This is a genomic window from Bradyrhizobium sp. th-b2 (assembly GCF_000426785.1).
Classification (GTDB): domain Bacteria; phylum Pseudomonadota; class Alphaproteobacteria; order Rhizobiales; family Xanthobacteraceae; genus Bradyrhizobium; species Bradyrhizobium septentrionale.
On the sequence record NZ_AUGA01000019.1, the window covers coordinates 147,088 to 172,850 of the forward strand.

Below are 25,763 nucleotides of genomic sequence, written 5' to 3' on the forward strand. Positions count from 1 at the left end.
CATGCTTGCGTGAATCGGAAGTACCAGAGTGCCTGTGAATGCTGATGGCCGCGTTGTCGGCGACCGTCGAAATGCCGCCGACAAGGGCCGCACCCATCTGTTGATCGGTGCAGCATTCCTGCTCACCGATATCTCCGCCGCGGTGACGCCGGCAAACGCACAATCGAGCGTCCCGTTGCCGCCTGTCACGGTCGACCAGCCGACGCTGAAGCGTAAGCCTGCAGCCAGTTCGGCGAGATCGGCGCAGCGGACACAGGCGGCCGCCGCGGCACGGCAGCGCATGCGGAATGCCCGGCCGGCGCCACCGACGCCGTCGGAGCGCGCCGCGGCTGCGGCCGCAGTGCTCAACGAAGCCAAGCTGCACTATCGCGCGATGCCGAGCGCGACCACGCTCCGCAGCGGCGCCTCGCCGCTCGACACCTCGCAAACCGTCAACGTCGTGCCGGAGCAGGTGCTGAAGGATCAGCTGCCGCGCAACCTCGATGACGCGCTCGCCAATGTCAGCGGCGTCACCCAGGCCAACACGCTGGCCGGCACCCAGGACGCGGTGATGCGCCGCGGCTTCGGCGACAACCGCGACGGCTCGATCATGCGCAACGGCATGCCGCTGGTGCAGGGCCGCAGCCTCAATGCGTCGGTCGAGAGCGTTGAGGTGCTGAAGGGCCCGGCGTCGCTGCTTTACGGCATCATGGATCCCGGCGGCATCGTCAACACGATCAGCAAGCGCCCCGAGCTCTATCAGCACGGCTCGGTGACCCTGCTCGGCTCGACCTATGCCAACTCGAAGACCGGCGCTGACGGCACCACCGACATCACCGGCCCGATCGGCAATGGCGGCCTCGCCTATCGCTTCATCGGCTATGGCGTGAGCGAGGACTATTGGCGCAATTTCGGGCGCCACCGCGAGATGCTGGTCGCGCCGTCGCTGGCCTGGTACGGCGAGAACACCACGGTGCAGCTCAATTACGAGCACCGTGAGTTCATCACGCCGTTCGACCGCGGCACGGCGTTCGTCAACAATGCCCCGCTGGCAATCCCCGCGACGCGCCGGCTCGACGAGCCCTTCAACAACATGTGGGGAACCTCCGACCTGATGCAGGCCTCGGTCGAGCACCGCCTGAACCAGGACTGGAAGCTGTCCGCCGCCTACAGCTACAACACCGAGACATTCAGCGCCAACCAGCTCCGCATCACCGGTGTCAATGCCACGACCGGCGTCAAGACCCGCAGTAATGACGGCACGCAGGGCTCGCTCAGCAATTCGAGCTACGGCACCTCCTATTTGCAGGGCAATGTCTGGCTCGGCAATTTCCGCAACGAGATATTGTTCGGCGGCGATGGCCAGTATCGCACGATCTACCGCGACAATCTGATCCGGCAGGCGACGCCGAGCTTCAACTTCTACAATCCGGTCTACGGCCTGATCACGCCGGGCACGACGGTGTCCGCCGCCGACAGCGCGCAAACCGACAAGCTCGGGCAGTGGTCGCTGTTCTTCCAGGACACGTTGCACGTGACCGAACGCTTCGCGCTGGTCGGCGGCGTGCGTTACATGGATTACGAGCAGCTCGCAGGCAAGGGCCGCCCCTTCATCACCAACACCAATGTCTCGCAGGACAAGGCACTGCCGCTCGGCGGCGCGATCCTCAAGCTCACCGACGAAGTCTCGCTCTACGCGAGCTATACCCAATCGCTGAAGCCGACCTCGACCATCGCGCCGCTCACCGGCGGCGGCGTGATCGGCTCCAACATCGCCCCCGAAGAGGGCACCCAGTGGGAGACCGGCGTCAAGTTCGACTACAACAAGCGGATCTCCGGCACGCTCGCGCTCTACGACATCGACAAGAAGAACGTGCTAGTCTCGCAGCTCAATCCCGCGATTGGCATCTTCGAGTACCGCACGGCCGGCAAGGTCCGCTCGCGCGGCGTCGAGCTCGACGTCACCGGCCGGCTCACCGACAACTGGAGCATGATCGGCAGCTACGGCTACACCGATGCGCGCGTGACCGAAGATCCGACACTCGCCGGTAAGGCGCTGCAGAACGTTGCGCTCAACACCGCCTCGCTCTACCTCGTCTATGATTTCGGCACGGCGCTGCCCGGCCGGCTTCGTCTCGGCGGCGGCGCGCGTTATGTCGGCGACCGGCCCGGCGATGCCGCCAACAGTTTCGTGCTGCCGGCCTACACGGTGGCGGACATCTTTGCGACCTACGAGACCAAGGTCGACACGTTCCCGGTGATCTACCAGTTCAACGTCAAGAACCTGTTCGACACCGTCTACTATCCCTCCGCCGTCAGCAATCTGGCCGTAGCGATGGGCGATGCACGGCGCTTCTCGCTCTCGGCGACGGTGAAGTTCTGATGAGTGATGCCCGACGCCCGATCAAGGCCGCGCTGTTGCAGGTCCATTCCGTGGTCGGCCTTGTGCTGGCGCTGATTTGGGCCGTGGTCGGCATCACCGGGGCGACGATGGCTTTTGAGGACGAGATCCAGGCCAGCCTGAACAGCCACATCATGCGCGTGGACGCCAGCACGACGCGGCGGCTGACGCCGGATGAGCTGGTCGCACGGCTGCAGACGGCCGGCGACTTCGGCCGGGCTTCCGCCGTGACGATGTCGAGCGACCCGTCAGCGGCCGTACGCGTCCGCTTCGCGCGCAGCGAAGGCGGCTCACGGCCGTCCTCGGTCTATGTCGACCCCTATGACGGACATTTGCTCGGGTCGCCGCGCGGCGAGGACTTCTTCGCCACCGTCCGCAAGCTGCATCGCTGGCTGCTGCTGCCCGGCGACGGCAATGGCATCGGCCGCAAGATCACCGGGTCAGCCGCGATCTGCCTGATCGTGATGCTGATATCAGGCCTCGTGCTGCGCTGGCCGCATCGCGCGCGCAGCGTGAAGATGTGGCTGAAGCCAAACCTCGCACTGCGTGGGCGCGGCCTGCATCGCTCGCTGCACGCCGTGATCGGCACCTGGGTGCTGCCGGTCTATCTGGTGATGACGCTGACCGGCCTGTGGTACTCGTTCGAATGGTACAAGGCCGGCGCCAACTGGCTGCTGGCGCGACCCGCAACGACGACGGCTGCGATGCAGCCCAAGCCGTCGCGCGCCGCCGCAGCCGACGGCAAGGCGGATACCAGGGCAAACCCAGGGAATGACAAGCGGGCCTCCGATCCGAACGGCGAGGCCAAGCCGCTTGCCTTCGACCGGGTTTGGACGGCAGTCCTGGAGCAGGAAGGTGGTCAATACGCAAAGGCCCTCCTGACAATGCCGGCCGGTACGGGCACGGCGGTGCGCGTACGGTCATGGCTGCGGGATTCGTCGCTCGAGAGCGTGCGTGACGAATTCCGCATCGATGCCGTCACCGGACGCGTGATCTCGTCGGATCGTTACGCCGACAAGACGTTCGGCGAGCGCGTCCTCGCCGGCGTGCTCGACATCCACCGTGGCGCCATCCTGGGGTGGCCCGGCAGGCTCGCCTTCATGCTGGCCGCCGCCATGATGCCGCTATTCACCGTGACGGGCCTTCTGCTTTATCTGTCGCGGCGCAGGCACCGCCGCCTCGCGCGGCAGCCGGTCGGTCACCTCGTTCCGGGCGAATGAACCGCGATCAGCCGAGACCGCACGCCGCGAGCCGGGCGCGCAACTCGGCGTCCGTTTCGGAGGCGAGTTCGAGCAATCCGCGATAGGGATCGCCGGATATCCCGAGCACGGCGGCAAAGGCAGGCTCGGTCTTGAGGCCACCTGCCCTCAGCCTGCCGACGGCGCGCCGCAGCCGTCCATCATCGAGCGCAAGCAGCCGCCGCTCGACCTCGAAATGGATCCAGCCCTGCTGCTGCTCCACCGGACGCTGATCACCGAATACTTCGAACGGCCAGCCATCCCACACAAAGCGGGCAATCGCCGGCCGCGGTACCGAGGTCCATCGGTAGAGGACGAAATCATCGGCCAATTGATAATGGGTCCAGACGATTTCCGCGAAAGCGTTCGGATCGGGCGCATGGCAGACGATATCGATGTCGCTGCCCGGCACGGCAAGGCCGAGCGGCAGCGTTCCGACGATGCGCGGATCGAACGGCCTGAGCAGTTCCATCACGGCAGAGTTGGTGACGGCGGATGCGTAGTGCCCGACGTTCATCGCGTGGCATGCCCTCGAGATCGCGGCAATGCAGATACCACGCTCGCGTGGAATGCGGGAGCTCCGCCAAGGGCGGAAGCCTGGCGGGAAACGCCTTTGTAAAACGTTACGGGGCGATCTCGACCGCGTGACCGTGGTCGAAAATCGCCCCGCCGCCGGCGGATAGGGAGGCTGCTCGCAAGCCAGCCCGTCCAGCCGATATTTTGAATGATCCGTTCGATCGATTAGCCGAACTGGTTCATCGTGTTGTGGGCGCCGCCCGCCTTGAGGGCAGCCTCACCGGCGAAGTACTCCTTGTGATCGTCGCCGATGTCGGAGCCCGCCATGTTCTGATGCTTCGCGCAGGCGATGCCCTGACGGATTTCCGCACGCTGCACGTTCTTCACGTACCCAAGCATGCCCTGCTCACCGAAATACTCCCGCGCGAGATTGTCGGTCGACAGCGCAGCCGTGTGATAGGTCGGCAACGTGATCAGATGGTGGAAGATGCCGGCGCGCTTGGCTGAATCGGCCTGGAAGGTCCGGATACGCTCGTCCGCTTCGATCCCCAGCGGCGTGCCGTCGTATTCCGCCTTCATCAGTTCGGCGCGATTGTACTTGCTGACATCCTTGCCGGCTTCCTTCATGGCGTCGTAGACCTGCCAACGGAAGTTGAGGGTCCAGTTGAAGGACGGCGAGTTGTTGTAGGCCAGCTTCGCGTTCGGAATGACCTTGCGAATGCGATCGACCATGCTGGCGATCTGCTCGATATGCGGCTTCTCGGTCTCGATCCAGAGCAGATCGGCGCCGTTCTGCAGCGAGGTGATGCTGTCGAGCACGCAGCGATCCGCACCTGTGCCGGGACGGAACTGGTAGAGGTTGCTGGGCAGCCGCTTCGGACGCATCATCTTGCCGTTCTGGTTGATGATGACGTCGCCATTGCGCGCATTGGCCGCTGTCACTTCCTCGCAATCAAGGAAGCTGTTGTACTGGTCGCCGAGGTCGCCGGGCTTGTGGCTCACGGCGATCTGCTGCGTCAGGCCGGCACCGAGCGAGTCGGTGCGGGTCACGATGACGCCATCCTCGACGCCGAGCTCGAGGAACGCATGGCGGCAAGCGCGGATCTTCGCGATGAACACCTCGTGCGGCACGGTCACCTTGCCGTCCTGGTGGCCGCACTGCTTCTCGTCGGAGACCTGGTTCTCGATCTGCAGGGCGCAGGCACCCGCCTCGATCATCTTCTTGGCGAGCAGATAGGTCGCCTCGGCATTGCCGAAGCCGGCGTCGATGTCGGCGATCACAGGCACGACGTGGGTCTGGAAGTTGTCGATCTTCTCGATCAGCGCCTTTTCCTTCGCCTTGTCGCCTTCCTTGCGGGCCGCATCGAGCGCGCGGAAGATGTCGTTCAGCTCGCGGGAATCCGCCTGGCGCAGGAAGGTGTAGAGCTCCTCGATCAGGGCCGGCACCGAGGTCTTCTCGTGCATCGACTGATCGGGCAGCGGGCCGAACTCGGAGCGCAGCGCCGCGATCATCCAGCCGGAGAGGTACAGATAGCGGCGATCGGTATTGCCGAAGTGCTTCTTGACCGAGATCAGCTTCTGTTGGGCGATGAAGCCGTGCCAGCAGCCGAGCGATTGGGTGTACTTGGTGCTGTCGGCGTCATAGGCGGCCATGTCGGCGCGCATCAGCGCAGCCGTGTAGCGGGCGACGTCCAGACCAGTCTTGAAGCGGTTCTGCAAGCGCATGCGCGCCACGGCTTCGGCGGTCACGCCGTTCCAGGTGTCCTTGTCCTTGAGCAGCGCTTCGGCCGCCTCAATCTCGCTCTGATACGAAGCCGGACCCTGGATGGCCCGATCGCTGATCCCGCGCGGTTGGAAGTTCATGTCCGTGATCCCTTCGGTGACGAAATAACTGGTCTCTTTGTAAGCCTCGCCTCACCGGGAGCTAGACCTGGCGCGGAAAACTTGTCATAACTTACAAGAAACTAATGTATTGTTGTAAGAATCTTACAATGGATTAGGCGATGGCAACGTCGAGCGCCCGTTCCGTCTTCATGGGACCACGACTGCGTCGGCTCCGGCGCGACCTGGGGCTGACCCAGGCCGACATGGCGGCCGATCTCGAAATCTCCGCCCCCTATGTCGCGCTTTTGGAGCGCAATCAGCGGCCGGTGACGGCGGACATGCTGCTTCGCCTGGCCCGCACCTACAAGATCGATCTGGCCGATCTCGCCGGCGACGGCGGCGCCGACCACACCGCGCGCATGCAGTCCGTCCTGAAGGAACCGATGTTTGCCGACATCGACATCCCCACGCTCGAAGTGAGCGACCTCGCGGTCAGTTATCCCGGAATGACGGAAGCGTTCCTGCGTCTCTATACCGCTTATCGCGAAGAGCAGCTGGCGCTCGCGGAACGCAGCGCGCCAGACCTGGCAGGCGCCGCGTCATTTCCGGGTCAGGAGAATTTTGACGCCAACGATCCGGTCGCGGAGGTCAGGCGCTTTCTCGCTGCACGCCGCAACAATTTCGCCAGCCTCGACGACGCAGCCGAGCGCCTCGTCCATGAACCGGCCGGACCTGCCGGATTTATCGAACGGCTTCGCCAGCGCCATAACCTCCAGGTCCGCTATCTGCCGCCCAATGTCATGCTCGGCTCGGTCAGGCGGCTGGACCTTCATCGCCGGCAATTGCTGATCGAGGACTCGCTCGATACCGCCGGCCTCAATTTTCAGCTGGCCAAGCAATTGGCCTATCTCGAACTGGAAGACGAGATCAGCGCCGCGGTGGAAGCCGGCAAGTTTACCTCCAAGAGTGCCGAGCTGCTGGCCCGCCGCGCGCTTGGAGCCTACGCTGCCGCCGCCCTCATCATGCCCTACTCGGTGTTTGCGAAGGCGGTCGAAACGCGCCGCTACGATCTGGAGGCGCTGGCGCGTCAATTCGGCACCAGCTTCGAGCAGACCGCGCACCGCGCCACGACCTTGCAGCGGCCGGGGCTCGAGAAGGTTCCGTTCTTCCTGATCCGCGTCGATCCGGCCGGCAACATTTCCAAGCTGCTCGATGGCGCGGGCTTCCCGTTCGCGAAGCACGGCGGCGCGTGTCCGCTGTGGTCGGTCCACGGCATCTTCAAGACGCCACGCCAGATTGTCACGCAATGGCTGGAATTGCCCGACGGACAGCGGTTCTTCTCGATCGCCCGCACGGTGACCGCCGGCGGCGGGGCGTTCGGCGCGATCCGCGTCGAGCGCGCCATCGCGATCGGCTGCGCGGCCGAATATGCGGGCCAGCTGATCTACACCCGCGACGGACAGGGGCCGAACGCGGATGAGCCCACGCCGATCGGCGTCGCCTGCCGTGTCTGCCATCGCCCAAGATGCGCGGCGCGATCGGCGCCGCCGATCGGACGCGAGATTCTTCCCGACGATTTCAGGACCTCGAGCGTCCCGTTCGGGTTCTCGGCGGATTGACGATACCCACATCGCTCGAAAACGCTTTAGCTCCCGATCCTGAAATCGCTTGCCGTCACGGTCGCGGCGGTCGCTCCGTTCAGCCACACCGCCGTGTCGGCATCGACCTGAACCACGAAATAGGCGCCGTTCTGGTACGAATGCGACAGGACGTCGGAGAAGGAGTGAAAGCCCGAGCCGTTCAACTGCACGGTGTCCTTGCCTTCGGTCCAGTCCTGCACGACGTCGATGCCGCCCTGGCTGATGTTGAACGTGTCGACGCCGATGCCGCTGCCCGGACCACCGCCGGCGCCGCCGAAGTAGTAATTCACGCCGGTGCCGCCATCGAAATAGTCCCGGCCGGAGTCGCCGATCATGACGTCGACGCCGCTGCCGCCGAAGAACTCGCTATCGCCGGAACCGCCGTAGAAGTAGTTGTTGCCGCCCGCGGCGCCGTACATGAAGTTGGTGGCGCCTTCGCCGATCATCACCGAGCCGTTCGGGCCCGCGACGAAGACGTCTTCGCCGGCAGGCCCGCCGAAGGCCTCCGAACCCGCGGCGCTGGAAAGATAGAAATAGTCCAGCGATGTTGCGGTCCCGCGGCCGACCTCGAGGCTCTCGCCGCTGCCGCCGACATAGACGTCGTTGCCCGTGCCGCCATACATCGTCGAATTGCCGGAGCCGCCATAGAAGGTGTCGTTGCCGTTGCCGGCCTCGACGAGGTCGCTGGCCGATCCTGCGTAGAAGACGTCGTTGGCGTTGCCGCCGGCCTGCGTCCACGGCCCCCAGACGGTGCCGTCATTGGCGCGCACCCACACGATGTCGCTGGATGAGTCCGCGACATAGCTCAGTTGCGAAAGCTGCGCCGGCGTGACGATGTTGTCCTGGTTCGCAGGCAGTGGTGTGCCATTGAGCTCGAACTCCCCGTCATTGGTCGCCGCGTTCCATACCTCATACTCGGTGGCCGGGCTGCCGAACGGGTCGCTGTAGGAGAACAGCGATGTTGCGGCGAAGGTCTCGCCGGACGTCCAGGCCAGGTTCGAGACCGTCACCACCGGCCCGGTATCGACCGGAGCCGAGACCTGAAAGATCGTCCAAGGGCTCCACTCCGAGCCATTAGAAGCCTCGACCCAGATCACATCGGGGCCGGAGCCGGATCGGTACGTGGTCTGCGCGAGTTGCGCCGGCGTCAGATAGAGATCGGTCTGGCTCGGCTGCGCAATTCCGTTCACGAGAATCTGCGCGCCGCCGCTGCCGGTGTCGTACACCACATATTCCGTGATCCCCGCGCCGGTCGGATCGCTGGCGCTCAACAGGCTCGACATCGCAAACGTCTCGCCGTGGGTCGCGGTCACATTGGAGGCAACGACTTGCGGTCCTGGAATGCCGACGAAGCCGTGCTGACCGGTGGAATCATTGTAGTCGCCATAGATCTCGCCGGCGGCGTTGACCCCGAGGATTTCGGTGTCGGTGGCGCCCGGGACATCGACGGTCGTGAAGACCCCGCCCTGATCCAGGAAACCATCCAGATGGCCGCTGGCTTCGGCGTAATAGCCGGCGATCTCGCCGTTGTCGCCGACATAAGAAATGGAAGTATAGGTCGAGCCGGGGCCGGCTATCGTTGTGTAAGCACCGTTATTGTAGACGAACCCGTATTGGGCGTTGGAGCTGGTCTCATAGGTGCCCACCACCTCGCCGGAGGCGGTGACGCCGACTGCGCTGCTCGAATAGGATCCGGGCGGATAGAGCGCGGTGAAGGTGCCGTTGTTGTTGAAGAAGGCATGCGTCCCGCTGGCATCCGTGATCGTTCCGACGATGACGCCTGATGCATTGACGCCGAATACCGACGTTGACGTTGCCAGGGGATCGTCGATCGTCTCGAACGAGCCGTTGTCGTCGAGGAATCCGTGAACGCCGGTGAACGTGCCGACATAGCTGCCGAATAGCTCGCCAGCTGCGGTGATGCCCGAGATAACGGTGGTGGCGGCAAAGGGAAGGTCGATAGTCGTCGTGACGCCGCCACTCTCGATAAAGCCGTGTTGTATGTTCGACCAGTCGGTGAAATCGCCATAAAGCTCGCCGGACGACGTGACACCGACAACATCAGTCTGGTTGCTCGATGCCGGGGGATCGTAGAGGGTGACCGAACCGTTATGGGCGGCGGTAATGCCGTGCCAATCGCCGTCCATATCGCCGACGTTACCGACCGCAAGCCCCGAGGCATCGACACCATCGATGCTGATATAGACAAAGCCGTTGCTGCCGTACCCGCCGGGAATATCGATCTTGTAGTAATTGTAGTTTGTCATGATCGTATGCTCGGACCGGTTGCCAATGCAGGTGTGTTGGCCTCCGTGGGCGAGCGGTTCGATTCATTACGATCTTTACATCTAGGGCGACCCCGCAGGCGAACTCGGCGTGACCGTCAGTGTCTGGTTGGTTTCGTGACTTGTCCGACGGGGATTGACGCCCATGGCAAGGGCCGATCGACCAACGTAAAGTGCGCGCGAGCCTTGGCAATCACCCTGGCAATCAAAAGGGCTGCGGTTGTCACACCGCAGCCCCACAGCGGATACAGCCGCGGCTATATCCGAAACACTTACTGGCAGAGATACCGCCGGCCGTCCTTTGCCGCGAACGTGTTCGACGCCGGATCGTACGAGCGATAGCGTTGCGCGCAAGAAGGCGCGTGCTGCTGGGCCGCAGCGGCTTCCTGCTGCGCGGCGGCGTTGGCTGCACCGGCCGCGATGACGCCGCCGATGAGGCCAGTTCGGCTTGAAGCGATCCATGATGAGCTGTCGCGACCGGAGAACCTGCTTCCGATCAGCGAGGTCGCACTGAAGTGGGGCTTTACCCACATGGGCCGCTTTGCAGCGTCGTACCGGTCCGCGTTCGGCCAGTATCCGTCCGATACGGTCCGGCGGGCGCGCGGGTTCTGCGGCTAGAAGCGCTTCGGTTGCGCACGGCAGTTCCGGTGGCGGTGCGGCCGACGCTAGAAATGGACTTGCTCGCCGGGCGGGGACAAACGCTTGAAGTTGAGCACTACTCGCCGCGAGGTATTCGTGCTTTGATGCCGGCCGAAAATCAGCTCAAGGTCCAAGGGAGGACGTGTGGTGCTTGGCGATGTCCCGCGCAACGTCGCGCCAGGGGCCGTTTCCCTTGCGCTACCCAATTGCGCCGCGTCTGGTTCCGAGCGGCGCAAGATCGTAGCGGCTCTGTCTTGCGACTGGCCGACCTCCAGGACTTGGGTTCGGAAATCGGCGGACATGGCTGCCGCGCCCCAAATCATCGCGCATTTCGTTGCACGCGAAAAACACAGAAACTATAAGTGCTTGGAAGAATGGTCGGAGTGGCAGGATTCGAACCTGCGACCCCTGCGTCCCGAACGCAGTGAACATTTTTCTAAGTTGTTGATTTTTCTTGTTGTGGCAGCCTCTTCCGTCCCGTTTTGTTCACGGTCGTTTCACCCAATTCATTGCGATTTTGTTGCGGCGTATCGCAAAGTGAACGGAGCTCGTCGACATTGAGACTTCGGAAGCCTGGCAAGTGCCTTGCTGGGTTCGGAGTGACCTCACCCACCGGGCGGCAGAAGCAGATCCACAGCGCCTTTCCAAACGGGCCCCAAGCTCGGCCCGAACGTTGGTGTTTTCGCAACAAACTCGGCACTTCCGAACTCGCCGAGGCGGGACGGACTAGACTCAGAATTGCGGAATCAAAATGAGATTGATTGTCCAACGATTTCAACGCCCGTTTGGAAAAACGGCCGAATTCACCTCTAGCAAGTTCAATAACTTAGCTGACCTTTCCAAATGGCGAGACCATCTTTCCACTAATCTAACCTCTTGGATCAAGGGCAGCCTGACTCTGTAAGAGCCGAGCCGCCAGAGCCGCAAATCGACGAATGGAGCTTTCGACCTCTTCAGAGCATCGGCCACCGCAGCGTCGACGGAGGCGCACACACGCTCAAGGAGCGCTACCCTCATGGGGCGCTTTAGCTCGACCTGGGGGTAACCATCCGAGCTAGGTGATGGCATCGTCAGAATGGGTGTCTCGCGAAGAGCGTACCGGGCCATCCCGCGACAACCGCACTGCGCGCCATCGGGGGTTCGAGTCAGTGGTCCGCTACATCGCGAAACCCGCTATTTCGCGATTGATTGGACGGGAGATTCCAAACTCGTTGCATGAGGTTGATATGGCGGAGAGAGTGTCAGTCAACCTGATGGACAGGCTGCTGTTCAGTTCAGCAAGTGGAACCCACGGTCCCGGCTACCAGCCAATGGTATGCGATGGCGGCCGCAAGTTTGAGCGACATCAATGTGCCGATTTCACAATGTGGGACGATCAGGCCATCGCTAACCGAACGATCCGCATCGCATGCGCCGAGCATTCACCTCATGGTTTCGCCGGTTCACCCATCGCGTCAGCGCCGTTCGGCTGCGCGGTCGAGTTCGCCGTGATCGATGACCAGCAACATCCGCTAGGCTTCCCCTGCGTCAGGCTCGCCCACGGATGGCTCGACGCCATCACGATGCAACCCGTCACGGCGTTGCTGACACATTGGCGCTATTTGCGGCCCGACGTGCCACCGATGTGCTGCTGCTGACGATGGCGCGGTTTGGTGCTATCAACCGGCTGGTCTCGGTCCTGCTCCTGCGGTCTCGGGTGCCGCAATCGCGGCGGCCGGACTGGACATTGGTGCTGGCGCTACCTAGCCTCAACGGCAATGACCATCGCCGCGGGGGTTTCATTTGTATATTTTTCATTATTTGGATCGGCCTTGACCGTTCGCGGGCTCATCGTCGGCGATGGCGCGCCAGGCTGCACCGTCGAGATCGTCGTACTGGCCGCTTTTGAGTGACCAGAGGAAGCCGAGCAGGCCGGTAAAGCCAAGTGCGAGAGCCAGCGGCACCAGAAAGACCAGAATTTCCATCAGACCGTCTCCGTCGTTCGTGCCCTCAGCGCGTTCAGCATCACGATCACCGAGGAGCCCGACATCGCCGCCGCGGCAATCAGTGGCGTGACCAGACCGACGATCGCGATCGGCACGGCCAGCACGTTGTAGATCACGGCGAGCCAGAGATTTTGGCGCATCAACCGCAGCGCCTTGCGGGACACCTTGACAGCTGTCAGCACTGGCGCGAGACGTTCGCCGAGAAAGACCGCATCGGCGACAGCCTGGCTCATGTGGGTCGCCGTAACGGGCGACATCGAGGCGTGCGCGGCAGCCAGCGCTGGCGCATCGTTCAGGCCGTCGCCGACCATCAGTACCTTGCAGCCCTGGCGCACCAGTTCGTCGATCCGGTCGATCTTGTCGACCGGAGACACCTCGGCGCGCCATTCGTGCACGCCGAGCACCTCGGCTGCCAGCCGGACCGCAGGTTCGCGATCCCCAGACACGATCTCGACGACGATGCCCAGGCGCGCCAGCGCTGCCACCACCTCAGCCGCGTCCGGCCGCAACCGCTGCCGAACCGCGAAGGCATATCTGCACTCGCCAGACCTGAATGCGACGACGGACGCCTCGGGATCGCGGCACAGAAGCTCGTTGGCGAGGTCGTTCGCGCCGCAGAATGACGGCCGGCCCAGCCGGATCGGACGACCTTCGTGAAAACCGTGGACGCCCTGGCCTGGTTCTTCCTGGATGTCCGGCAGGGGTGCGGCCGCACCCGCCTTGCGCGCGACCGCGGCAGCGACCGGATGACGGCTCGAGAGTGCCAAACGGCCTGCCAGCTTCACGACATCGTCCGGGATTTCCGCGAGATTGACGACATCAAGCTCGGGTAGCGTCAACGTGCCCGTCTTGTCGAAGATCACCCGGTCGATCTCGGCGATACGCTCGATCGCGTCGCCAGCGTTGAGCAGCACGCCAGAGCCAAACAGCGCACCGGATGCAATCGTCTGCACGGCAGGAATGGCAAGCCCCAATGCGCAGGGACAGGTGATGATCAGGACTGCAATCGCTGTCACGATCGAATCATGAAAGCTCGCGCCATATGCCAGCCAGCCCAGCATCGTGGTCAACGCGGTCGCGTGCACCACCGGGGCATAGAGCCTTGATGCACGCTCCGCAAGTCGAAGATAGCGCGAGCGCGCCTGGAGCGCGCGATCGAGCAGCTGAGATATCTCATCCAGCAGCGTACCACCCGAGGCGGCCGACACACGGACGCGCAATGTTCCGGAACGGATCAGTGTGCCCGCGAATATAGCGCTGCCAGGCGTCACCATCGCCGGCAAGGTTTCGCCCGTGATCAGGCTCTGGTCGACCTCCGAGCGGCCCTCGATCACTTCGCCATCGACCGAACAGCGCTCGCCGGGCCGCAGCAGCACGATGTCGCCGGGCCGGATCGCAGCTACCGGGACCGTTCTGATCTCGGTCGGACTGATGAACTTCGTCGCGGTCTCCGCCTTGAGGGCGTACAGGTTGCCGGCAAAGGCACGGGTACGCCGCCGCATGTTCTGGTCGAGGTAGCGGCCAGCGAGCAGGAAAGCGATCAGCATGATCGCGGCATCGAAATAGGCATGTTCGGCGTGGTTTACGGTCTCGATAACCGAGGTTGCAAGCGCCAGGATGATGCCGATACTGATCGGAACGTCCATGTTGACGCCGCGCGCTCGCAGGGCTGACAACGCCGACGAGAAGAAAGGCTGCGCCGAATAGGCTGCGGCCGGCAGCACGATCAGCGCCGACAGCCAGTGGAAGAAATCACGCTGCTCCGGCAGCATGTCGGAGACGTTGCCGGACCATACCGGGACCGACAGCATCATGACGTTCATGGCGGCAAAGGCCGCGACGCCCAGCCGGCGCAACAGGCCTTGCGCACGTCGAGCCTCCAGGGTTTCGGCATCATCGCGCTCGAAGGGATAGGCCTTGTAGCCGAGCTCCGCGAGCCGACTTACGAACAGCGCCGGTTCAAGAGCACCCGCCTTCCATTCCAGCGCAAGGCGACTGTCCGTCAAGTTCACGCGGGCCGAGGTGACGTCCGGTATGGCTGACAGATTGCGCTCGATCTTGGCCATGCAGCCCGCGCAATTGATGCCCTCGACTGCGAGATCGAGATGGATGAGCCCGGTGCCCGCGCTCTTCAGATAGTGAGAGAAATCGATATCCGCCTGCATAGGATGCACCTTCAGTTCAGCAGGATTCGGTTCTTCGACAGGAACATGCGCCGGCCATCGGCGTCGGCCTCGATTACGAGGTCCCACTGCCCTGCCGCGACGCCTTCGGCGCGGCCGCTATAGCTCCCACCCCCGGCCTCGCCAATCTCGATTGCCCGGTCGGCGCGACGATCGATCGGCCGTTCGAGCCGGGCGAGGAAACTCATCCCCGTGAGCGGCGCGCCGGCGTGGTCGCGCGCCTCGAGTGCAATTGCAGCGCTGCCGTCAGGCCGCCGATCGATATGGGCCTGGACCCGCCAGTCGCGCTCGTTCTGCTGCCTGGCCGAATCGATCTCGCGTTGATAAGCGAGACTGGCACTGTAGGCGCTGTCGACCTCTGTGCCCGGAAGAGTCGAAATGGCAAGGCGCATCATGACCATATTCACGCTGATGACGACGGCGAAGAATGCGATCGTCGTGACCAAGACGAAACGTCCGGTGACGGGTCGCGCGGCTGGACGAGAGGCTGGCATGGCGGGATGTCCGTGGTTAGGGAAGGACGAAGTGGTCGGTCGCGGAGGCGACCTCTCCGAGACCGATATCAGTGACGCGGAACGTGACCGGCACCGACTTTTCCGCCTTTTCATCGAACGCCGCCGTCACCAGCACGCGAAGCTCGGTGGTGGTGTCGCGGCCAAGGACGATCATCGGCCGGTCTGGCGTCACGGAGTCCGCACCGATGACGTGCAGCTTCGCGTTGGCTGGCCCTTCGACATCGATCGCGATCACGCGATCAAAGCCGCGCTTGTTGAGGAAACGCAGTGTGTATCCATTGCGGATCGCGCCGTCACTAAGACGCACCGCAATCGGATTGCGGTCGTGCAGCACGTTGACGTCGAGCAGGGTTCGCGACATCAACGCGTAAAGCATCACAGCACAGACGACGGTGATCAGGCTGGCGTAGACAACGGTACGGGCGCGAACAGGCTTGAAAATCTCCTGCTTGCCGGCAACGCGGCGCTGAACGTTGATATCGTTGTCGTATCCGATCAGACCCGTCTTGCGACTGATCTTGGTCATGACAGCATCACAGGCATCAATGCACAGGCCGCACTGGATGCAGCCAAGCTGCGCGCCATCGCGAATGTCGATCCCAGTCGGGCACACGGCAACGCACTGGTTGCAATCGATGCAATCGCCGGCCTTCTCGCCGAGCGACCGAATGTCGAACGCCTTCTTGACCGAGCAACGCGGTTCGCCGCGATCGTATTTGTATGTGACGATGAGGGCCCACTCGTCGGTCAGCGCGGCCTGTATCCGCGGCCACGGGCACATATAGACGCAGACCTGCTCGCGCATATAGCCGGCCAGCAGATAGGTCGACGCGGTCAGCATCGCGATCCAGACATAGGCGATCACTGGGGCCTGAAAAGTCGCAAGGTCGCGCACCAGCGTCGGCGCATCGGCGAAGTAGAGCACCCAGGCGCCACCAGTCCACCACGCGATCATGAGCCAGATCGCGTGCTTCAACGCACGGCGACCGGCTCGCTTTACGGTCATTGGGCCAGCGTCGGCCTTCATTTGCGCGCGGCGATCACCTTCGACTAGCCGCTCGACCGCATAGAACAGATCCGTCCAGACCGTCTGCGGGCAGAGATAGCCGCACCAGATCCGCCCACCCAGCGCGTTCATCAGGAACAAGGCGAGCGCCGCCAGCACCAAAAGGCCAGTGAAATAGTAGATTTCTTGCGGCCACAGCTCGATGAAGAAGAAATAGAAGCGTCGGTTTGGAAAATCGATCAGGACCGCCTGGTCGGGCGCGCCGAGGCCCCGATGCCAGCGCACGAACGGCAGCAGATAGTAGACGCCGAGACAGACGGCCATCAACCGCCATTTGATCGAGCGGAATCGGCCTGAGACGCTCTGCGGATATACCTTCTTGCGGGGCGCGTAGAGCGGCCCGTCTTCGTCGGTTATGAGTTCATCAGGCGACACGGGCTTGTTCATGGGTTGCTCAAGTGAGGCTCGGTTGAAACCTACATCCCCGCAACATGTCCGGGTTTGACCTCGGTCAATGATCCCGGTCCCCTCGCGGTGGCGGCTACTTGCCGCCGCCGAGCGAGTGCACATAGACCGCCAACGCCTTGACTGTGACCGGGTCGAGGCGGCCGACCCAGGCCGGCATGACGCCGGCGCGGCCATTGGTGATGGTCTCGACCAGCGTCTCCTCGTCGGAGCCATAAAGCCAGATCTGGTCGGTCAGGTTCGGCGCGCCGAGCTCAGGGTTGCCCTTGGCGTTGTCGCCATGGCAGCTGGCGCAGTTTTCGGTGAACAGCTTCTTCCCTGCGACGGCGTCGAACCTCGGCGCGGTGGAAAGGCCGGAAAGCGAGCGCACATAGTTGGCGACGGTCACGATCTCGTCCTTCTTGAGGACGCCGTCGCGGCCGAATGCCAGCATCTGCCCTTCGTGAGTCTTTGCGTGTCCGGAACGTGCACCGAACTGGATTGTCTGCATGATCTGGTCAAGCGAACCGCCCCACAGCCAGTCGTCGTCGTTCAGGTTCGGATAGCCCTTTGCACCCGCGCCGCCGCTGCCGTGGCACGGCGCGCAATTGTCGGCGAATACGGTCTTGCCACGAGCACGAGCTAGCGCCAGCAGGGCCGGATCTTTCTCGATGTCGGAAAGCAACGCGTTGCCGAGCACCGCCATCTTCTCGCCGCGCAGCTTCTCGATATCCGCAAGGTCGGTCGCGACACCGGCGCGGGTGGAATACTGGAACAGACCGGTGGTGTAGCCGGAGACCAGCGGCCAGGCCGGGTAGACGACCCAGTAACCGATCGCCCAGATAATCGTTGCGTAGAATGTCAGGACCCACCACCGCGGCAGCGGCGTATTCAGCTCCTTGATGCCGTCCCACTCGTGACCAGTCGTGCTGCGGCCGGAAACGCGGTCGATTTCGTTGTGGTCGCTCATGATCGGTCAGTCCTCCCGCAGCGGCATTCGGGCTGCAGCATCGAAGAGAGATTTGTTGCGGGGCCACAGCGCGTAGACCACGATGGCAACGAATATTCCGACGAAGATGGGCGTCCAGAGTGAGCCGACCAGGCTCGACGCGAAATTCTCGACTTGAATGATCGCTTTCATGCTCGTGCCCTCAGCGCAGATTGGCTTTTTCGTTGTAGAGCTTGAAGTCGACGAGCGTGCCGAGCATCTGCAGGTAGGCGATCAGCGCGTCGAGCTCGGTCGGATTACCGGCCTTGCTGTCGAAGTTACGGACCACCGCCTTCGGATAGCGCTTCTGGAGCGCGTCGGAGCCGGGGCTGTCGGGGTCGACCTGTGCTTTCAGATCGGCGGCCGCGTTGGCGATCTGCTCGTCGGTATAGGGCACGCCGACCGCGCGGTTGGTCCGCAGATGAGCCATGGCGTCGGACGGATCGAGCTCCGTCCTGGCGAGCGCCGGGTATCCGGGCATCACCGATTGCGGGACGATTGAGCGTGGATTGATCAGGTGCGTGACGTGCCAGTCGTCGGAGTACTTGCCGCCGACGCGCGCTAGGTCCGGTCCGGTGCGCTTGGAACCCCACTGGAACGGGTGGTCGTACATGCTCTCGGCGGCCAGCGAATAGTGGCCGTAGCGCTCAACCTCGTCGCGCAGCGGCCGGATCATCTGCGAGTGGCAGAGGTAACAGCCCTCGCGGACATAGATGTTGCGGCCGGCGAGCTCGAGCGGCGTATAAGGCCGCACGCCGTCGACCGCCTCGATCGTGCTCTTCAGGTAGAACAGCGGCGTGATCTCGACCAGTCCGCCGATGGCAATGACCACGAGAATGCCGGCGATCAGGATGATCGAGTTCTTCTCAACGATCTTGTGTCGATTCCAGAGAGACATATCTCAACCTATTCGGCAGGCTGGAGAGCACCGGCGCCCTCGGTTTCGCTGGCTCGGCCAGCATTGACCGTCATCCAGAGATTGAAGGCCATGATCAGGGCGCCGACCAGAAACAGCGCGCCGCCAGCCGCGCGGATGATGTAGAAGGGATGCATGGCCTCGACCGACTCGATGAAGGAGTATTCGAAGAAGCCGAGCGAAGTGTAGGCACGCCACATCAAGCCTTGCAGGATCCCCGACACCCACATTGCGGAAATGTAGAGCACAATGCCGATAGTCGATATCCAGAAGTGCCAGTTGACGAGCTTCAGGCTATAGAGCTGGCGATTCCAGAGCCACGGGACGAGGCAGTAAAGCGCGCCGAAGGAGACGAAGCCGACCCATCCCAGCGCTCCGGAATGCACGTGACCGATGGTCCAGTCAGTGTAGTGGCTCAGCGAATTGACCACCTTGATCGACATCATCGGGCCTTCGAAGGTCGACATGCCGTAGAAGGCGACCGACACCACCATCATGCGCAGCACGGGATCGGTGCGCAGCTTGTCCCAGGCTCCCGACAGCGTCATCAGGCCGTTGATCATGCCTCCCCAGGAAGGCATCCAGAGCATGATCGAGAATGTCATACCAAGGGTTTGCGCCCAGTCCGGCAGCGCCGTGTAGTGCAAGTGATGCGGGCCAGCCCAGATGTAGAGGAAGATCAGCGCCCAGAAATGGATGATCGAAAGCCGGTAAGAATAGACCGGACGCTCCGCCCGCTTCGGAATGAAGTAGTACATGATCGCTAGGAAGCCGGCAGTCAGGAAGAAGCCGACAGCGTTGTGGCCATACCACCACTGGAACATAGCATCCTGCACACCGCCCCAGGCAACGTAGGACTTCGAGCCGAGGAAGGAGACCGGAAGCGCGGCGTTATTGCCGAGATGGAGCACCGCGATCGTGACGATGAACGCCAGATAGAACCAGTTGGCGACGAAGATGTGCGGCTCCTTGCGCTTCACCAGCGTCATCAGGAACACGAGCAGATACGTCACCCAGACAATCGTCAGCCAGAAGTCGGCATACCACTCCGGTTCGGCGTATTCCTTCGACTGGGTGACGCCCAACAGATAGCCGGTGCCGGCGATCAGAATGAAGAAGTTGTAGCCGACCACGACGAACCAGGGCGCGAGGTCGCCCGCAAGGCGCGTGCGGCAGGTCTTCTGCACGACATAGAACGAGGTCGCGATCAGGACATTGCCGCCGAATGCAAAAATTACCGCAGACGTATGCAGCGGCCGCAGACGGCCGAATGTCGTCCAGGGCAGATCGAAGTTGAGCGCGGGCCAGGCCAGCTGCATGGCGATGATCAGACCCACGGTGAAGCCCGCAATACCCCAGAACATTGCCATCGCCGAAGCGAACTTGATCGGGCCGAGATTGTAATTGGGGCGCCCACCGATCTCCGCCGGAGGCAATGCAGCCGGGCGGTCCAGATAGCGATTGCCGATCACGACCACGGAGATCAGGCTGGCCGCGCAAGCAAGCGCCGCGTGAAAACTGAATGCGGGATCGTGCCCCATCGCTGCGCCGAGAAAGCAAACGAAGGCAAATACCGCGAGCGCGGACGCCAGGCCGGCTTCGCCCATCGTCATCGACTTTGAAACGGAGGATGGACTTGTCATGTGGAAGCTTTCCCTGGATGCGATGACGTCATGGAAACCACGATCTCGCTGACAGCCGCTTGATCGGCATCAATTCCTGCGCCAGGTCGCGCGCCCCTGGCACCGCGGCTCAGCGCGGTGAGTGTCAATTCGTTCGGACAGTACCGGGCCGGACTGGCTCGCTTATCCCGCGCGAGGTCGGTAGTGCAGCGCTTCTTCTCTTGGCACAGGCCACACACCCGCCGCAGATCACGCAGCACATCACTGTGAGACGTAGCGAGCGCCTCTGCCGACAAACCTGCATGTTTGAGACGCTTACTCAGCAATTCAGGCGAACCCCGGCCGCGAGCCAGCGTTCGAAGGTCCGATGTGGAAAGATTGAGCTCGTGGGCGATCTCATCGACCTCCCGAGGAGTCATCAGATCGAATTCGTGCCGGCGAGCAAGAAATGCTCGGAGGCGGGCGAGAAGGTTCTCGAATTGCGGCGAGTTATTGCCAGCTGATCGATCGGTCATCGCCCACACCCCTTTTTGCTTTCCGTAACCTCTAGCGGACGGTCGCGATTGCCGATTTGATCTTCGTCAAATGCGCAATGTCGCGGCGATCAAATGTGATCGCCACTCAAGGCCACTAGCTACCCCATGCGGACGGCAAAGACGACGGCATTCGAAGCTCCATCGAATCGGCAAAGATCGTCCAATCGCGAATGCCCTTCTGTCTGCAGAAGTCGGCTTGCGCGAGCTGTGCGGCCACGGACAGCGAAGCGGCATCGACCTTGAATGTGGCCTGACAGGCGCGATGTTCATGGCCGGTGTCGTCGCAAACGGTCTTGATGAAACGAACGTCAAATGATGGCATAGCACCCTCACGTGGGTTGATTCCTTGATGTCCACGTTGCCATTGATGCAAGAGGCCCGTATTGATCTGTCGCAATTGAATGCTCTGAGGTGCAGCCGTCGTATTGCGGAGGATATAGAAACCGAGCAGAGCTTTGAGCGACCACGAGGACCACGAGCGGCACGCTTTTCGCGACGTGCGGCTCGCATGATCCGCAACTGCGATCGGACGAGGTACTATTCGTGGTGAGATTTCCAGTCTGAGGATGACGGCCGGACTGCCGGTATTGACGTCGTCTTGCTGCTGACGGTCCATCCGGAGGCGGCGATCGCGAAGCCAACGATCGCGCAGATCGTAAGCAGCGTTGCCGCGAATCCCAGGACATCTGCGCTGACCACAGCGGTCACGATCAACGGGATCAGCAGGATTGCGAGGCGAGCGATCACCCTGCCGTCTCCTGCGCAATTTTGGCGGCAGCCGCTCGTTCGTCTTCCGCGGATTGGATGTAGAAGCCGGAATAGGTGTCGACATAGCACAGATGATCGTGCAATTCCCTGACGCCGGAGGTATTTTCCACGGCAACGATAGCCGCTTGCCTCGCCTGCTCGTCCATGATGATCCCTCGGAGGTGCACCACGCCATTGCGCACCGAAACCTGCAGACCAAGCGGACACCAGTTTGCGGCGACGAGCGCCCGCACGATGCGGTCGTGGATATGCTTGTCATCCGCCGTGGGGTCCGGAATCTGGTGAGCGATAGACGCAACTGCCCGTAGCAGATCGGCGCGTGTGACGATGCCGACGAGACGCCCGTCGCGCATCACCGGCAGCCGCTTGACTCCCTTCTTCTCCATGAGCTCGACTAAATCCGGCAGAGGCGTTTCTTCCGTGACGGTGACCGGATCATAGGACATGATCTCTCCGACCTTACGCCCGCGTTCATGGGCAAAGTCCGTGGCCGCATGGCCGGAGCCGAGAAGGAACTGAAGCCAGCGGGCGCGCCGGCGTTGCGTCCCGATCTCGCTCCGCCGCAGAAAGTCACCTTCCGACAGGATGCCAACCAATCGTCCGGCCGCATCGACCACCGGGAGGCCGCTGACATGGTGATCCATCATCAGTTTGGCGGCGTCCATAATGGACGTCTCGGTTCCGACGGTGATGACATGTCTTGCCATGATCTGATGTGCGCGCATTGCCAGTTTCCCTTTCTCGCCAGACACGTTCGCATCAAATCGGCTTGTCTGTGTTGATCTCCCTCAACGGCCTCGTTTGACGGGGATCAAGGCGTAGCGACTTGATCGGACATACATGTCACGTTGTCAGGAGAAGAAGATCATGCTGCAGAACCTGCTTGCTTCAATCGGAGTACTCGCGATCATTATCGTGACTTTTGCCCGGATGACCTTCCAGGCAAGGCGCCCCCCCACAAGAGCAGCTGGCCAGGTCAAAGACGCTCCAAACGCTTCGTCCCGGCGGCCGTTCTAGAGCGCTCTCACCTATCCTAACCCGCCTGTCCGAAATTTGACCTTCATCAATGCGGAGCGAGTGCCGCCGCTTCAGATTGTCCGTCCGTCAGGATCGTGCAAATGGCAGACAGAAGGGCTTGGCGCCCCATTATCTTTTCGTGTCCAACTACCGGCGATCGGGTTCAAGGCCTGCTTCCCGACGACACGTCCGAGCCAGCGGCTGACGATCTGCACTCAATCTCCTGCGCCGCGTGCGACGGCATCCATTTCTTCAACCTGAGGACAGGGAAAGTCATCGGTCCCAGGCCGGCTTGAGCAGATCGTGCTCCGGAGGAGGCCAGTAGCGGTCCGGTTGACACATATCAACACGCCCGCGCCGACATGGGGAAATAGCAACTTCCCTCAACGAAGGATGTTGAACATGACAGATCTTAGCGATTCCCGTTCCATTGCCGACGCCATCCAGAGCTGCGCGAAGCGCAGAAGACGCGACGTACGCGATCGAGACCGCGCGTTCGTTGGGCACCATCGAGCTGAACTTATTTGCTCGGCAGACGGGCGGTGCCGACGAGGCAACTCAGAAACCTGCCAGGTCGCGAGCCCTGCCCTGGATAGAGCAGCCAGTGGCTTCAGGCGTCCGAACGGTGTAATATCTCACGGTCTGAGGGCATTGCCTGGGGGAATATGTCCGACCGCATCTGGTACCGCTATGGCACTGCCGCGGCAGCGACCGCGCTCGTTTTCGCGGTGCGCGCGGGACTCGATAACTATTTCGAAGACCGGACCTTCACGATCATATACGTTCCGGCGGTGCTGTTCGCCGCCTTCGCCGGCGGCCGTGGTCCGGCGATTCTCACTACCCTACTCTGCCTCGCCGTCAGCGCTAAATTCCTCGGCAAAAGTCTGGTCACCGAACCTGCGAATCTGATCGATCTTGCATGTTTTGCGGTCCTCGGCCCCATCCTTGGCTTCATGGGCGACCGGCTACTTAGGGAAAGCGATCAGGCGCGAAATCGCCAAGCCCATCTGCAATCCATCCTGGACACGGTCCCTGACGCCATGATCGTGATCGATGATCATGGCATCATTCGCTCCTTCAGCGCGGCCGCCGAGCGCCTGTTTGCCCGAAAAACCGACGAGGTCGTCGGAAAGAACGTTTCGAGCCTGATGCCCCAGCCGTATCGCGGCGAGCACGATTGGTACCTCGACCGTTACCTTACGACCGGCGAACGGCGTATCATCGGGATCGGCCGGATCGTGGTCGGAGAGCGGAGTGACGGTTCAACCTTTCCGATGGAGCTTGCCGTCGGCGAGGCCAAGGTCCGCGGCGAGCGCTTCTTTACGGGCTTTATCCGGGATCTCACCGAGCGTCGCGCTCAGGAGCGACGGCTTCAGGAGCTGCAGTCCGAGCTGGTACACGTGTCTCGGTTGACCGCAATGGGCGAAATGGCGTCCTCGATCGCTCATGAAATCAATCAGCCACTATCAGCCATCACAAACTACATGCGCGGCGCAAGAGCGCTGCTGGCGTCGGAGGCACCGGACACTACGCGAATTCGCGACGCACTCGAGCGGGCCGCGCAACAAGCGTTGCGGGCCGGCGACATCATCAAGCGCCTGCGTGAATTTGTTGCCAAGGGCGAAACGCAACACTCCCTGGAGAGCCCCGCCACCCTGCTCGAAGAGGCCGTCGCGCTCGCGCTGCTCGGCGCCAAGGAGCAGGGCGTCCGGGTGGCGATCCGCAGCGACCGGGACATGCCCTCGATCATCGTCGACAAGATCCAGATTCAACAGGTCGTGCTCAACCTGGTTCGTAATGCGATCGAGGCGATGGCCTCCAGCCAGCGCCGCGAATTGACCGTCGGCGTCACCAAGACTAACGGTGTTGCGACGTTCACCATCGCCGATACCGGTCCAGGCATCAGCCCTGACATCGCCGACCGCCTGTTTCAGCCCTTTATCACGACAAAGGAGCATGGCATGGGCGTCGGCCTCTCGATCTGCCGGACCATCATCGAATCCCATGGTGGGCGCATGGATGTGATGCCGAACTCTGGAGGCGGCACGGTTTTTCAGTTCATCCTCCCGTTCGCGGAGGACGGAGAAGAAGCATGACGACGCGGCGTACAATTCTTGTCATCGACGACGATCCGGCGATGCGGGACTCACTGGCCTTCCTGCTCGATGTCAACGGCTTTGCCGTCACAACCTATGAGACGGCAACCGAATTTCTCGATCATTTCGCCAATAGCACGGTCGATTGCATCGTATCCGACATACGCATGCCCGGCATGAGCGGCCTCGAGCTCGTCCGCAAACTCAAGGCTGACGCAGCGGCATGCCCCGTCATTCTGATGACCGGCCATGGTGACGTCGCACTCGCCGTCGAGGCGATGAAGGCCGGCGCAGTTGACTTCATCGAGAAGCCGTTTGTGGACGAAGCTCTGTTGCGTGCGATCGGCGAAGCCCTGCGAGCACAGTCGGCAGCTCCGGCCGACGGAACGGTCAAGCGCGACGCCGAAGCTCGCCTGGTGGACCTCTCGCCGCGCGAGCGCGACGTCCTGCGGGGGCTCGTGGCGGGCAAGATCAACAAGGTGATCGCCCACGACCTTGGCATCAGCCCGCGAACAGTCGAGGTTTACCGGGCTAACCTGATGGCCAAGACCAATGTGCGCAGCATGTCGGAACTGATGCGGATAGCGATCGCCGCTGGGCTCTAGACGTCCCAAGAAAGCGATCGTTCAAGGTTGTTTGTCCACGGAGATAAAGACGTGCCAAGCTCACGCGGTGAGGCAGAAGATGGGCAAGCAACTTCGAGCCATGGGCCGCCCGGGCAAGCAGCAGTGTTATCAGCCCAACAGACAGTACGATCTCTGCGGCAACCATGATGATGCTTCGTGCTCGTTCCCAGAGCTGAGCCTGGAGATCGTCCACGTCACGCCTGTCCCGATTGTCATTCGGCCCTTTAATTGCGGATTGTTGTCAAGCTTTACATTTCTGAATTCGCCCATCGCACGGTGGTAGTGCTCGCGCCGTCGGAGGTCAGGGTTGCGGAGACGGCGCGAGCGCGGCTGATACGTACTTTGCCGGCCAGGCATTGGATCGCCCTGACTGGTTGATGTCTTCGCTGGGGTCATGGTCCTTTCCGAGGTCGCGTAGCGCCTCATGATGATGTCCGGGTCGGACGCCTCAACGTTTGCAGCGGAGTACGATCGAGCCGCCACCAGCCGAATGAACGAGGTCGCCTCAACACCGTCCCAGCGGGACGTCGCCAGTCCGG

The 25,763-nt window shown here is 62.4% G+C and carries 22 protein-coding genes; 7 read left to right on the forward strand and 15 right to left on the reverse strand.

Features of this window, described 5'->3' with window-relative positions; all coding sequences use genetic code 11:
- Window positions 1–34 precede the first annotated feature (34 nt).
- Both K359_RS0123245 and K359_RS0123250 read left to right on the forward strand, forming a co-directional pair.
- Entirely contained in the window at window positions 35–2,362 is a 2,328-nt protein-coding gene (locus tag K359_RS0123245; RefSeq protein ID WP_029081487.1) for a TonB-dependent siderophore receptor, read from the forward strand.
- Window positions 2,362–3,600 carry a PepSY domain-containing protein gene (locus K359_RS0123250; protein ID WP_029081488.1) on the forward strand — a complete coding sequence of 413 codons (1,239 nt, stop codon included), beginning with the start codon at window positions 2,362–2,364 and terminating at the stop codon, window positions 3,598–3,600. The genes K359_RS0123245 and K359_RS0123250 overlap by 1 nt, the downstream gene beginning before the upstream one ends.
- A gap of 7 nt (window positions 3,601–3,607) precedes the next feature.
- Here the strand turns inward: K359_RS0123250 and K359_RS0123255 are convergent, their stop codons facing one another.
- Window positions 3,608–4,135 carry a DUF4269 domain-containing protein gene (locus K359_RS0123255; protein ID WP_029081489.1) on the reverse strand — a complete coding sequence of 176 codons (528 nt, stop codon included), beginning with the start codon at window positions 4,133–4,135 and terminating at the stop codon, window positions 3,608–3,610.
- Window positions 4,136–4,359: 224 nt separating this feature from the next.
- Window positions 4,360–5,997 carry an isocitrate lyase gene (locus K359_RS0123260; protein WP_029081490.1) on the reverse strand — a complete coding sequence of 546 codons (1,638 nt, stop codon included), beginning with the start codon at window positions 5,995–5,997 and terminating at the stop codon, window positions 4,360–4,362.
- A 140-nt stretch (window positions 5,998–6,137) separates the two neighbouring features.
- Between K359_RS0123260 and K359_RS0123265 the strand changes: the two genes are divergently transcribed.
- Window positions 6,138–7,577 (forward strand): short-chain fatty acyl-CoA regulator family protein, encoded by a 1,440-nt coding sequence (locus tag K359_RS0123265; RefSeq protein ID WP_029081491.1) that lies wholly within the window; start codon window positions 6,138–6,140, stop codon window positions 7,575–7,577.
- Window positions 7,578–7,603: 26 nt separating this feature from the next.
- Here the strand turns inward: K359_RS0123265 and K359_RS0123270 are convergent, their stop codons facing one another.
- Together K359_RS0123270 and K359_RS65835 are read right to left on the reverse strand one after the other, a co-directional pair.
- Complete coding sequence (locus K359_RS0123270; protein WP_029081492.1) at window positions 7,604–9,865, reverse strand: calcium-binding protein; 2,262 nt, start codon at window positions 9,863–9,865, stop codon at window positions 7,604–7,606.
- 290 nt (window positions 9,866–10,155) lie between these two features.
- On the reverse strand, window positions 10,156–10,383 hold the full coding sequence (locus tag K359_RS65835; protein WP_256375169.1) for a BA14K family protein: 228 nt from the start codon (window positions 10,381–10,383) through the stop codon (window positions 10,156–10,158).
- Here K359_RS65835 and K359_RS64535 point away from each other — a divergent pair.
- Both K359_RS64535 and K359_RS64540 read left to right on the forward strand, forming a co-directional pair.
- Window positions 10,316–10,501, forward strand: coding sequence for a helix-turn-helix domain-containing protein (locus tag K359_RS64535; RefSeq protein WP_165128273.1), 186 nt, complete (start codon window positions 10,316–10,318; stop codon window positions 10,499–10,501). The genes K359_RS65835 and K359_RS64535 overlap by 68 nt on opposite strands.
- 1,169 nt (window positions 10,502–11,670) lie before the next feature.
- On the forward strand, window positions 11,671–12,159 hold the full coding sequence (locus K359_RS64540; RefSeq protein ID WP_245284699.1) for a hypothetical protein: 489 nt from the start codon (window positions 11,671–11,673) through the stop codon (window positions 12,157–12,159).
- Between the two features lie 159 nt (window positions 12,160–12,318).
- Here K359_RS64540 and ccoS read toward each other — a convergent pair whose 3' ends face one another.
- From ccoS to K359_RS0123340, 11 genes are all read right to left on the reverse strand, one after another.
- Window positions 12,319–12,486 (reverse strand): cbb3-type cytochrome oxidase assembly protein CcoS, encoded by a 168-nt coding sequence (gene ccoS, locus K359_RS0123285; protein WP_029081494.1) that lies wholly within the window; start codon window positions 12,484–12,486, stop codon window positions 12,319–12,321.
- Window positions 12,486–14,672 carry a heavy metal translocating P-type ATPase gene (locus K359_RS0123290; RefSeq protein WP_029081495.1) on the reverse strand — a complete coding sequence of 729 codons (2,187 nt, stop codon included), beginning with the start codon at window positions 14,670–14,672 and terminating at the stop codon, window positions 12,486–12,488. Before K359_RS0123290 ends, ccoS begins: the two co-directional genes overlap by 1 nt.
- Window positions 14,673–14,683: 11 nt before the next feature.
- Window positions 14,684–15,184 carry a FixH family protein gene (locus K359_RS0123295; RefSeq protein WP_029081496.1) on the reverse strand — a complete coding sequence of 167 codons (501 nt, stop codon included), beginning with the start codon at window positions 15,182–15,184 and terminating at the stop codon, window positions 14,684–14,686.
- 16 nt (window positions 15,185–15,200) lie between these two features.
- Window positions 15,201–16,658, reverse strand: a complete 1,458-nt coding sequence (gene ccoG, locus K359_RS0123300) for a cytochrome c oxidase accessory protein CcoG (RefSeq protein ID WP_029081497.1) — start codon at window positions 16,656–16,658, stop codon at window positions 15,201–15,203.
- 94 nt (window positions 16,659–16,752) lie between these two features.
- On the reverse strand, window positions 16,753–17,625 hold the full coding sequence (gene ccoP / locus K359_RS0123305; protein ID WP_029081498.1) for a cytochrome-c oxidase, cbb3-type subunit III: 873 nt from the start codon (window positions 17,623–17,625) through the stop codon (window positions 16,753–16,755).
- Window positions 17,626–17,631: 6 nt separating this feature from the next.
- A complete protein-coding gene (locus tag K359_RS0123310; protein WP_029081499.1) occupies window positions 17,632–17,796 on the reverse strand; it encodes a cbb3-type cytochrome c oxidase subunit 3 in 165 nt (54 codons plus the stop codon).
- 10 nt (window positions 17,797–17,806) lie between these two features.
- Entirely contained in the window at window positions 17,807–18,541 is a 735-nt protein-coding gene (gene ccoO, locus K359_RS0123315; protein ID WP_029081500.1) for a cytochrome-c oxidase, cbb3-type subunit II, read from the reverse strand.
- Window positions 18,542–18,549: 8 nt separating this feature from the next.
- Entirely contained in the window at window positions 18,550–20,172 is a 1,623-nt protein-coding gene (gene ccoN, locus K359_RS0123320; RefSeq protein ID WP_029081501.1) for a cytochrome-c oxidase, cbb3-type subunit I, read from the reverse strand.
- 26 nt (window positions 20,173–20,198) lie between these two features.
- Complete coding sequence (locus tag K359_RS61450; protein ID WP_156928632.1) at window positions 20,199–20,696, reverse strand: hypothetical protein; 498 nt, start codon at window positions 20,694–20,696, stop codon at window positions 20,199–20,201.
- A 115-nt stretch (window positions 20,697–20,811) separates the two neighbouring features.
- On the reverse strand, window positions 20,812–21,333 hold the full coding sequence (locus K359_RS64545) for a hypothetical protein (protein WP_245284700.1): 522 nt from the start codon (window positions 21,331–21,333) through the stop codon (window positions 20,812–20,814).
- 127 nt (window positions 21,334–21,460) lie between these two features.
- The gene (locus tag K359_RS0123340) at window positions 21,461–22,210 is read right to left on the reverse strand and encodes a CBS domain-containing protein (RefSeq protein WP_029081504.1); all 750 of its coding nucleotides are present in this window, start codon (window positions 22,208–22,210) and stop codon (window positions 21,461–21,463) included.
- Between the two features lie 957 nt (window positions 22,211–23,167).
- On the opposite strand from K359_RS0123340, the gene K359_RS0123345 reads away from it, so the two are divergent.
- Window positions 23,168–24,598, forward strand: coding sequence for a PAS domain S-box protein (locus K359_RS0123345; RefSeq protein ID WP_029081505.1), 1,431 nt, complete (start codon window positions 23,168–23,170; stop codon window positions 24,596–24,598).
- Complete coding sequence (gene fixJ / locus K359_RS0123350) at window positions 24,595–25,203, forward strand: response regulator FixJ (RefSeq protein ID WP_029081506.1); 609 nt, start codon at window positions 24,595–24,597, stop codon at window positions 25,201–25,203. The genes K359_RS0123345 and fixJ overlap by 4 nt, the downstream gene beginning before the upstream one ends.
- Window positions 25,204–25,763 lie beyond the last annotated feature (560 nt).

Bases quoted from the DNA above. Each gene is read 5' to 3' on its own strand.
- K359_RS0123250 (WP_029081488.1), top strand. From the start codon at position 2,362: ATGAGTGATGCCCGACGCCCGATCAAGGCCGCGCTGTTGCAGGTCCAT.
- K359_RS0123255 (WP_029081489.1), bottom strand. From the start codon at position 4,135: ATGAACGTCGGGCACTACGCATCCGCCGTCACCAACTCTGCCGTGATG.
- K359_RS0123260 (WP_029081490.1), bottom strand. From the start codon at position 5,997: ATGAACTTCCAACCGCGCGGGATCAGCGATCGGGCCATCCAGGGTCCG.
- K359_RS0123265 (WP_029081491.1), top strand. From the start codon at position 6,138: ATGGCAACGTCGAGCGCCCGTTCCGTCTTCATGGGACCACGACTGCGT.
- K359_RS0123270 (WP_029081492.1), bottom strand. From the start codon at position 9,865: ATGACAAACTACAATTACTACAAGATCGATATTCCCGGCGGGTACGGC.
- K359_RS64535 (WP_165128273.1), top strand. From the start codon at position 10,316: ATGAGGCCAGTTCGGCTTGAAGCGATCCATGATGAGCTGTCGCGACCG.
- ccoS (WP_029081494.1), bottom strand. From the start codon at position 12,486: ATGGAAATTCTGGTCTTTCTGGTGCCGCTGGCTCTCGCACTTGGCTTT.
- K359_RS0123290 (WP_029081495.1), bottom strand. From the start codon at position 14,672: ATGCAGGCGGATATCGATTTCTCTCACTATCTGAAGAGCGCGGGCACC.
- K359_RS0123295 (WP_029081496.1), bottom strand. From the start codon at position 15,184: ATGCCAGCCTCTCGTCCAGCCGCGCGACCCGTCACCGGACGTTTCGTC.
- ccoG (WP_029081497.1), bottom strand. From the start codon at position 16,658: ATGAACAAGCCCGTGTCGCCTGATGAACTCATAACCGACGAAGACGGG.
- ccoP (WP_029081498.1), bottom strand. From the start codon at position 17,625: ATGAGCGACCACAACGAAATCGACCGCGTTTCCGGCCGCAGCACGACT.
- K359_RS0123310 (WP_029081499.1), bottom strand. From the start codon at position 17,796: ATGAAAGCGATCATTCAAGTCGAGAATTTCGCGTCGAGCCTGGTCGGC.
- ccoO (WP_029081500.1), bottom strand. From the start codon at position 18,541: ATGTCTCTCTGGAATCGACACAAGATCGTTGAGAAGAACTCGATCATC.
- ccoN (WP_029081501.1), bottom strand. From the start codon at position 20,172: ATGACGATGGGCGAAGCCGGCCTGGCGTCCGCGCTCGCGGTATTTGCC.
- K359_RS61450 (WP_156928632.1), bottom strand. From the start codon at position 20,696: ATGACCGATCGATCAGCTGGCAATAACTCGCCGCAATTCGAGAACCTT.
- K359_RS64545 (WP_245284700.1), bottom strand. From the start codon at position 21,333: ATGGACCGTCAGCAGCAAGACGACGTCAATACCGGCAGTCCGGCCGTC.
- K359_RS0123340 (WP_029081504.1), bottom strand. From the start codon at position 22,210: ATGCGCGCACATCAGATCATGGCAAGACATGTCATCACCGTCGGAACC.
- K359_RS0123345 (WP_029081505.1), top strand. From the start codon at position 23,168: ATGTCCGACCGCATCTGGTACCGCTATGGCACTGCCGCGGCAGCGACC.
- fixJ (WP_029081506.1), top strand. From the start codon at position 24,595: ATGACGACGCGGCGTACAATTCTTGTCATCGACGACGATCCGGCGATG.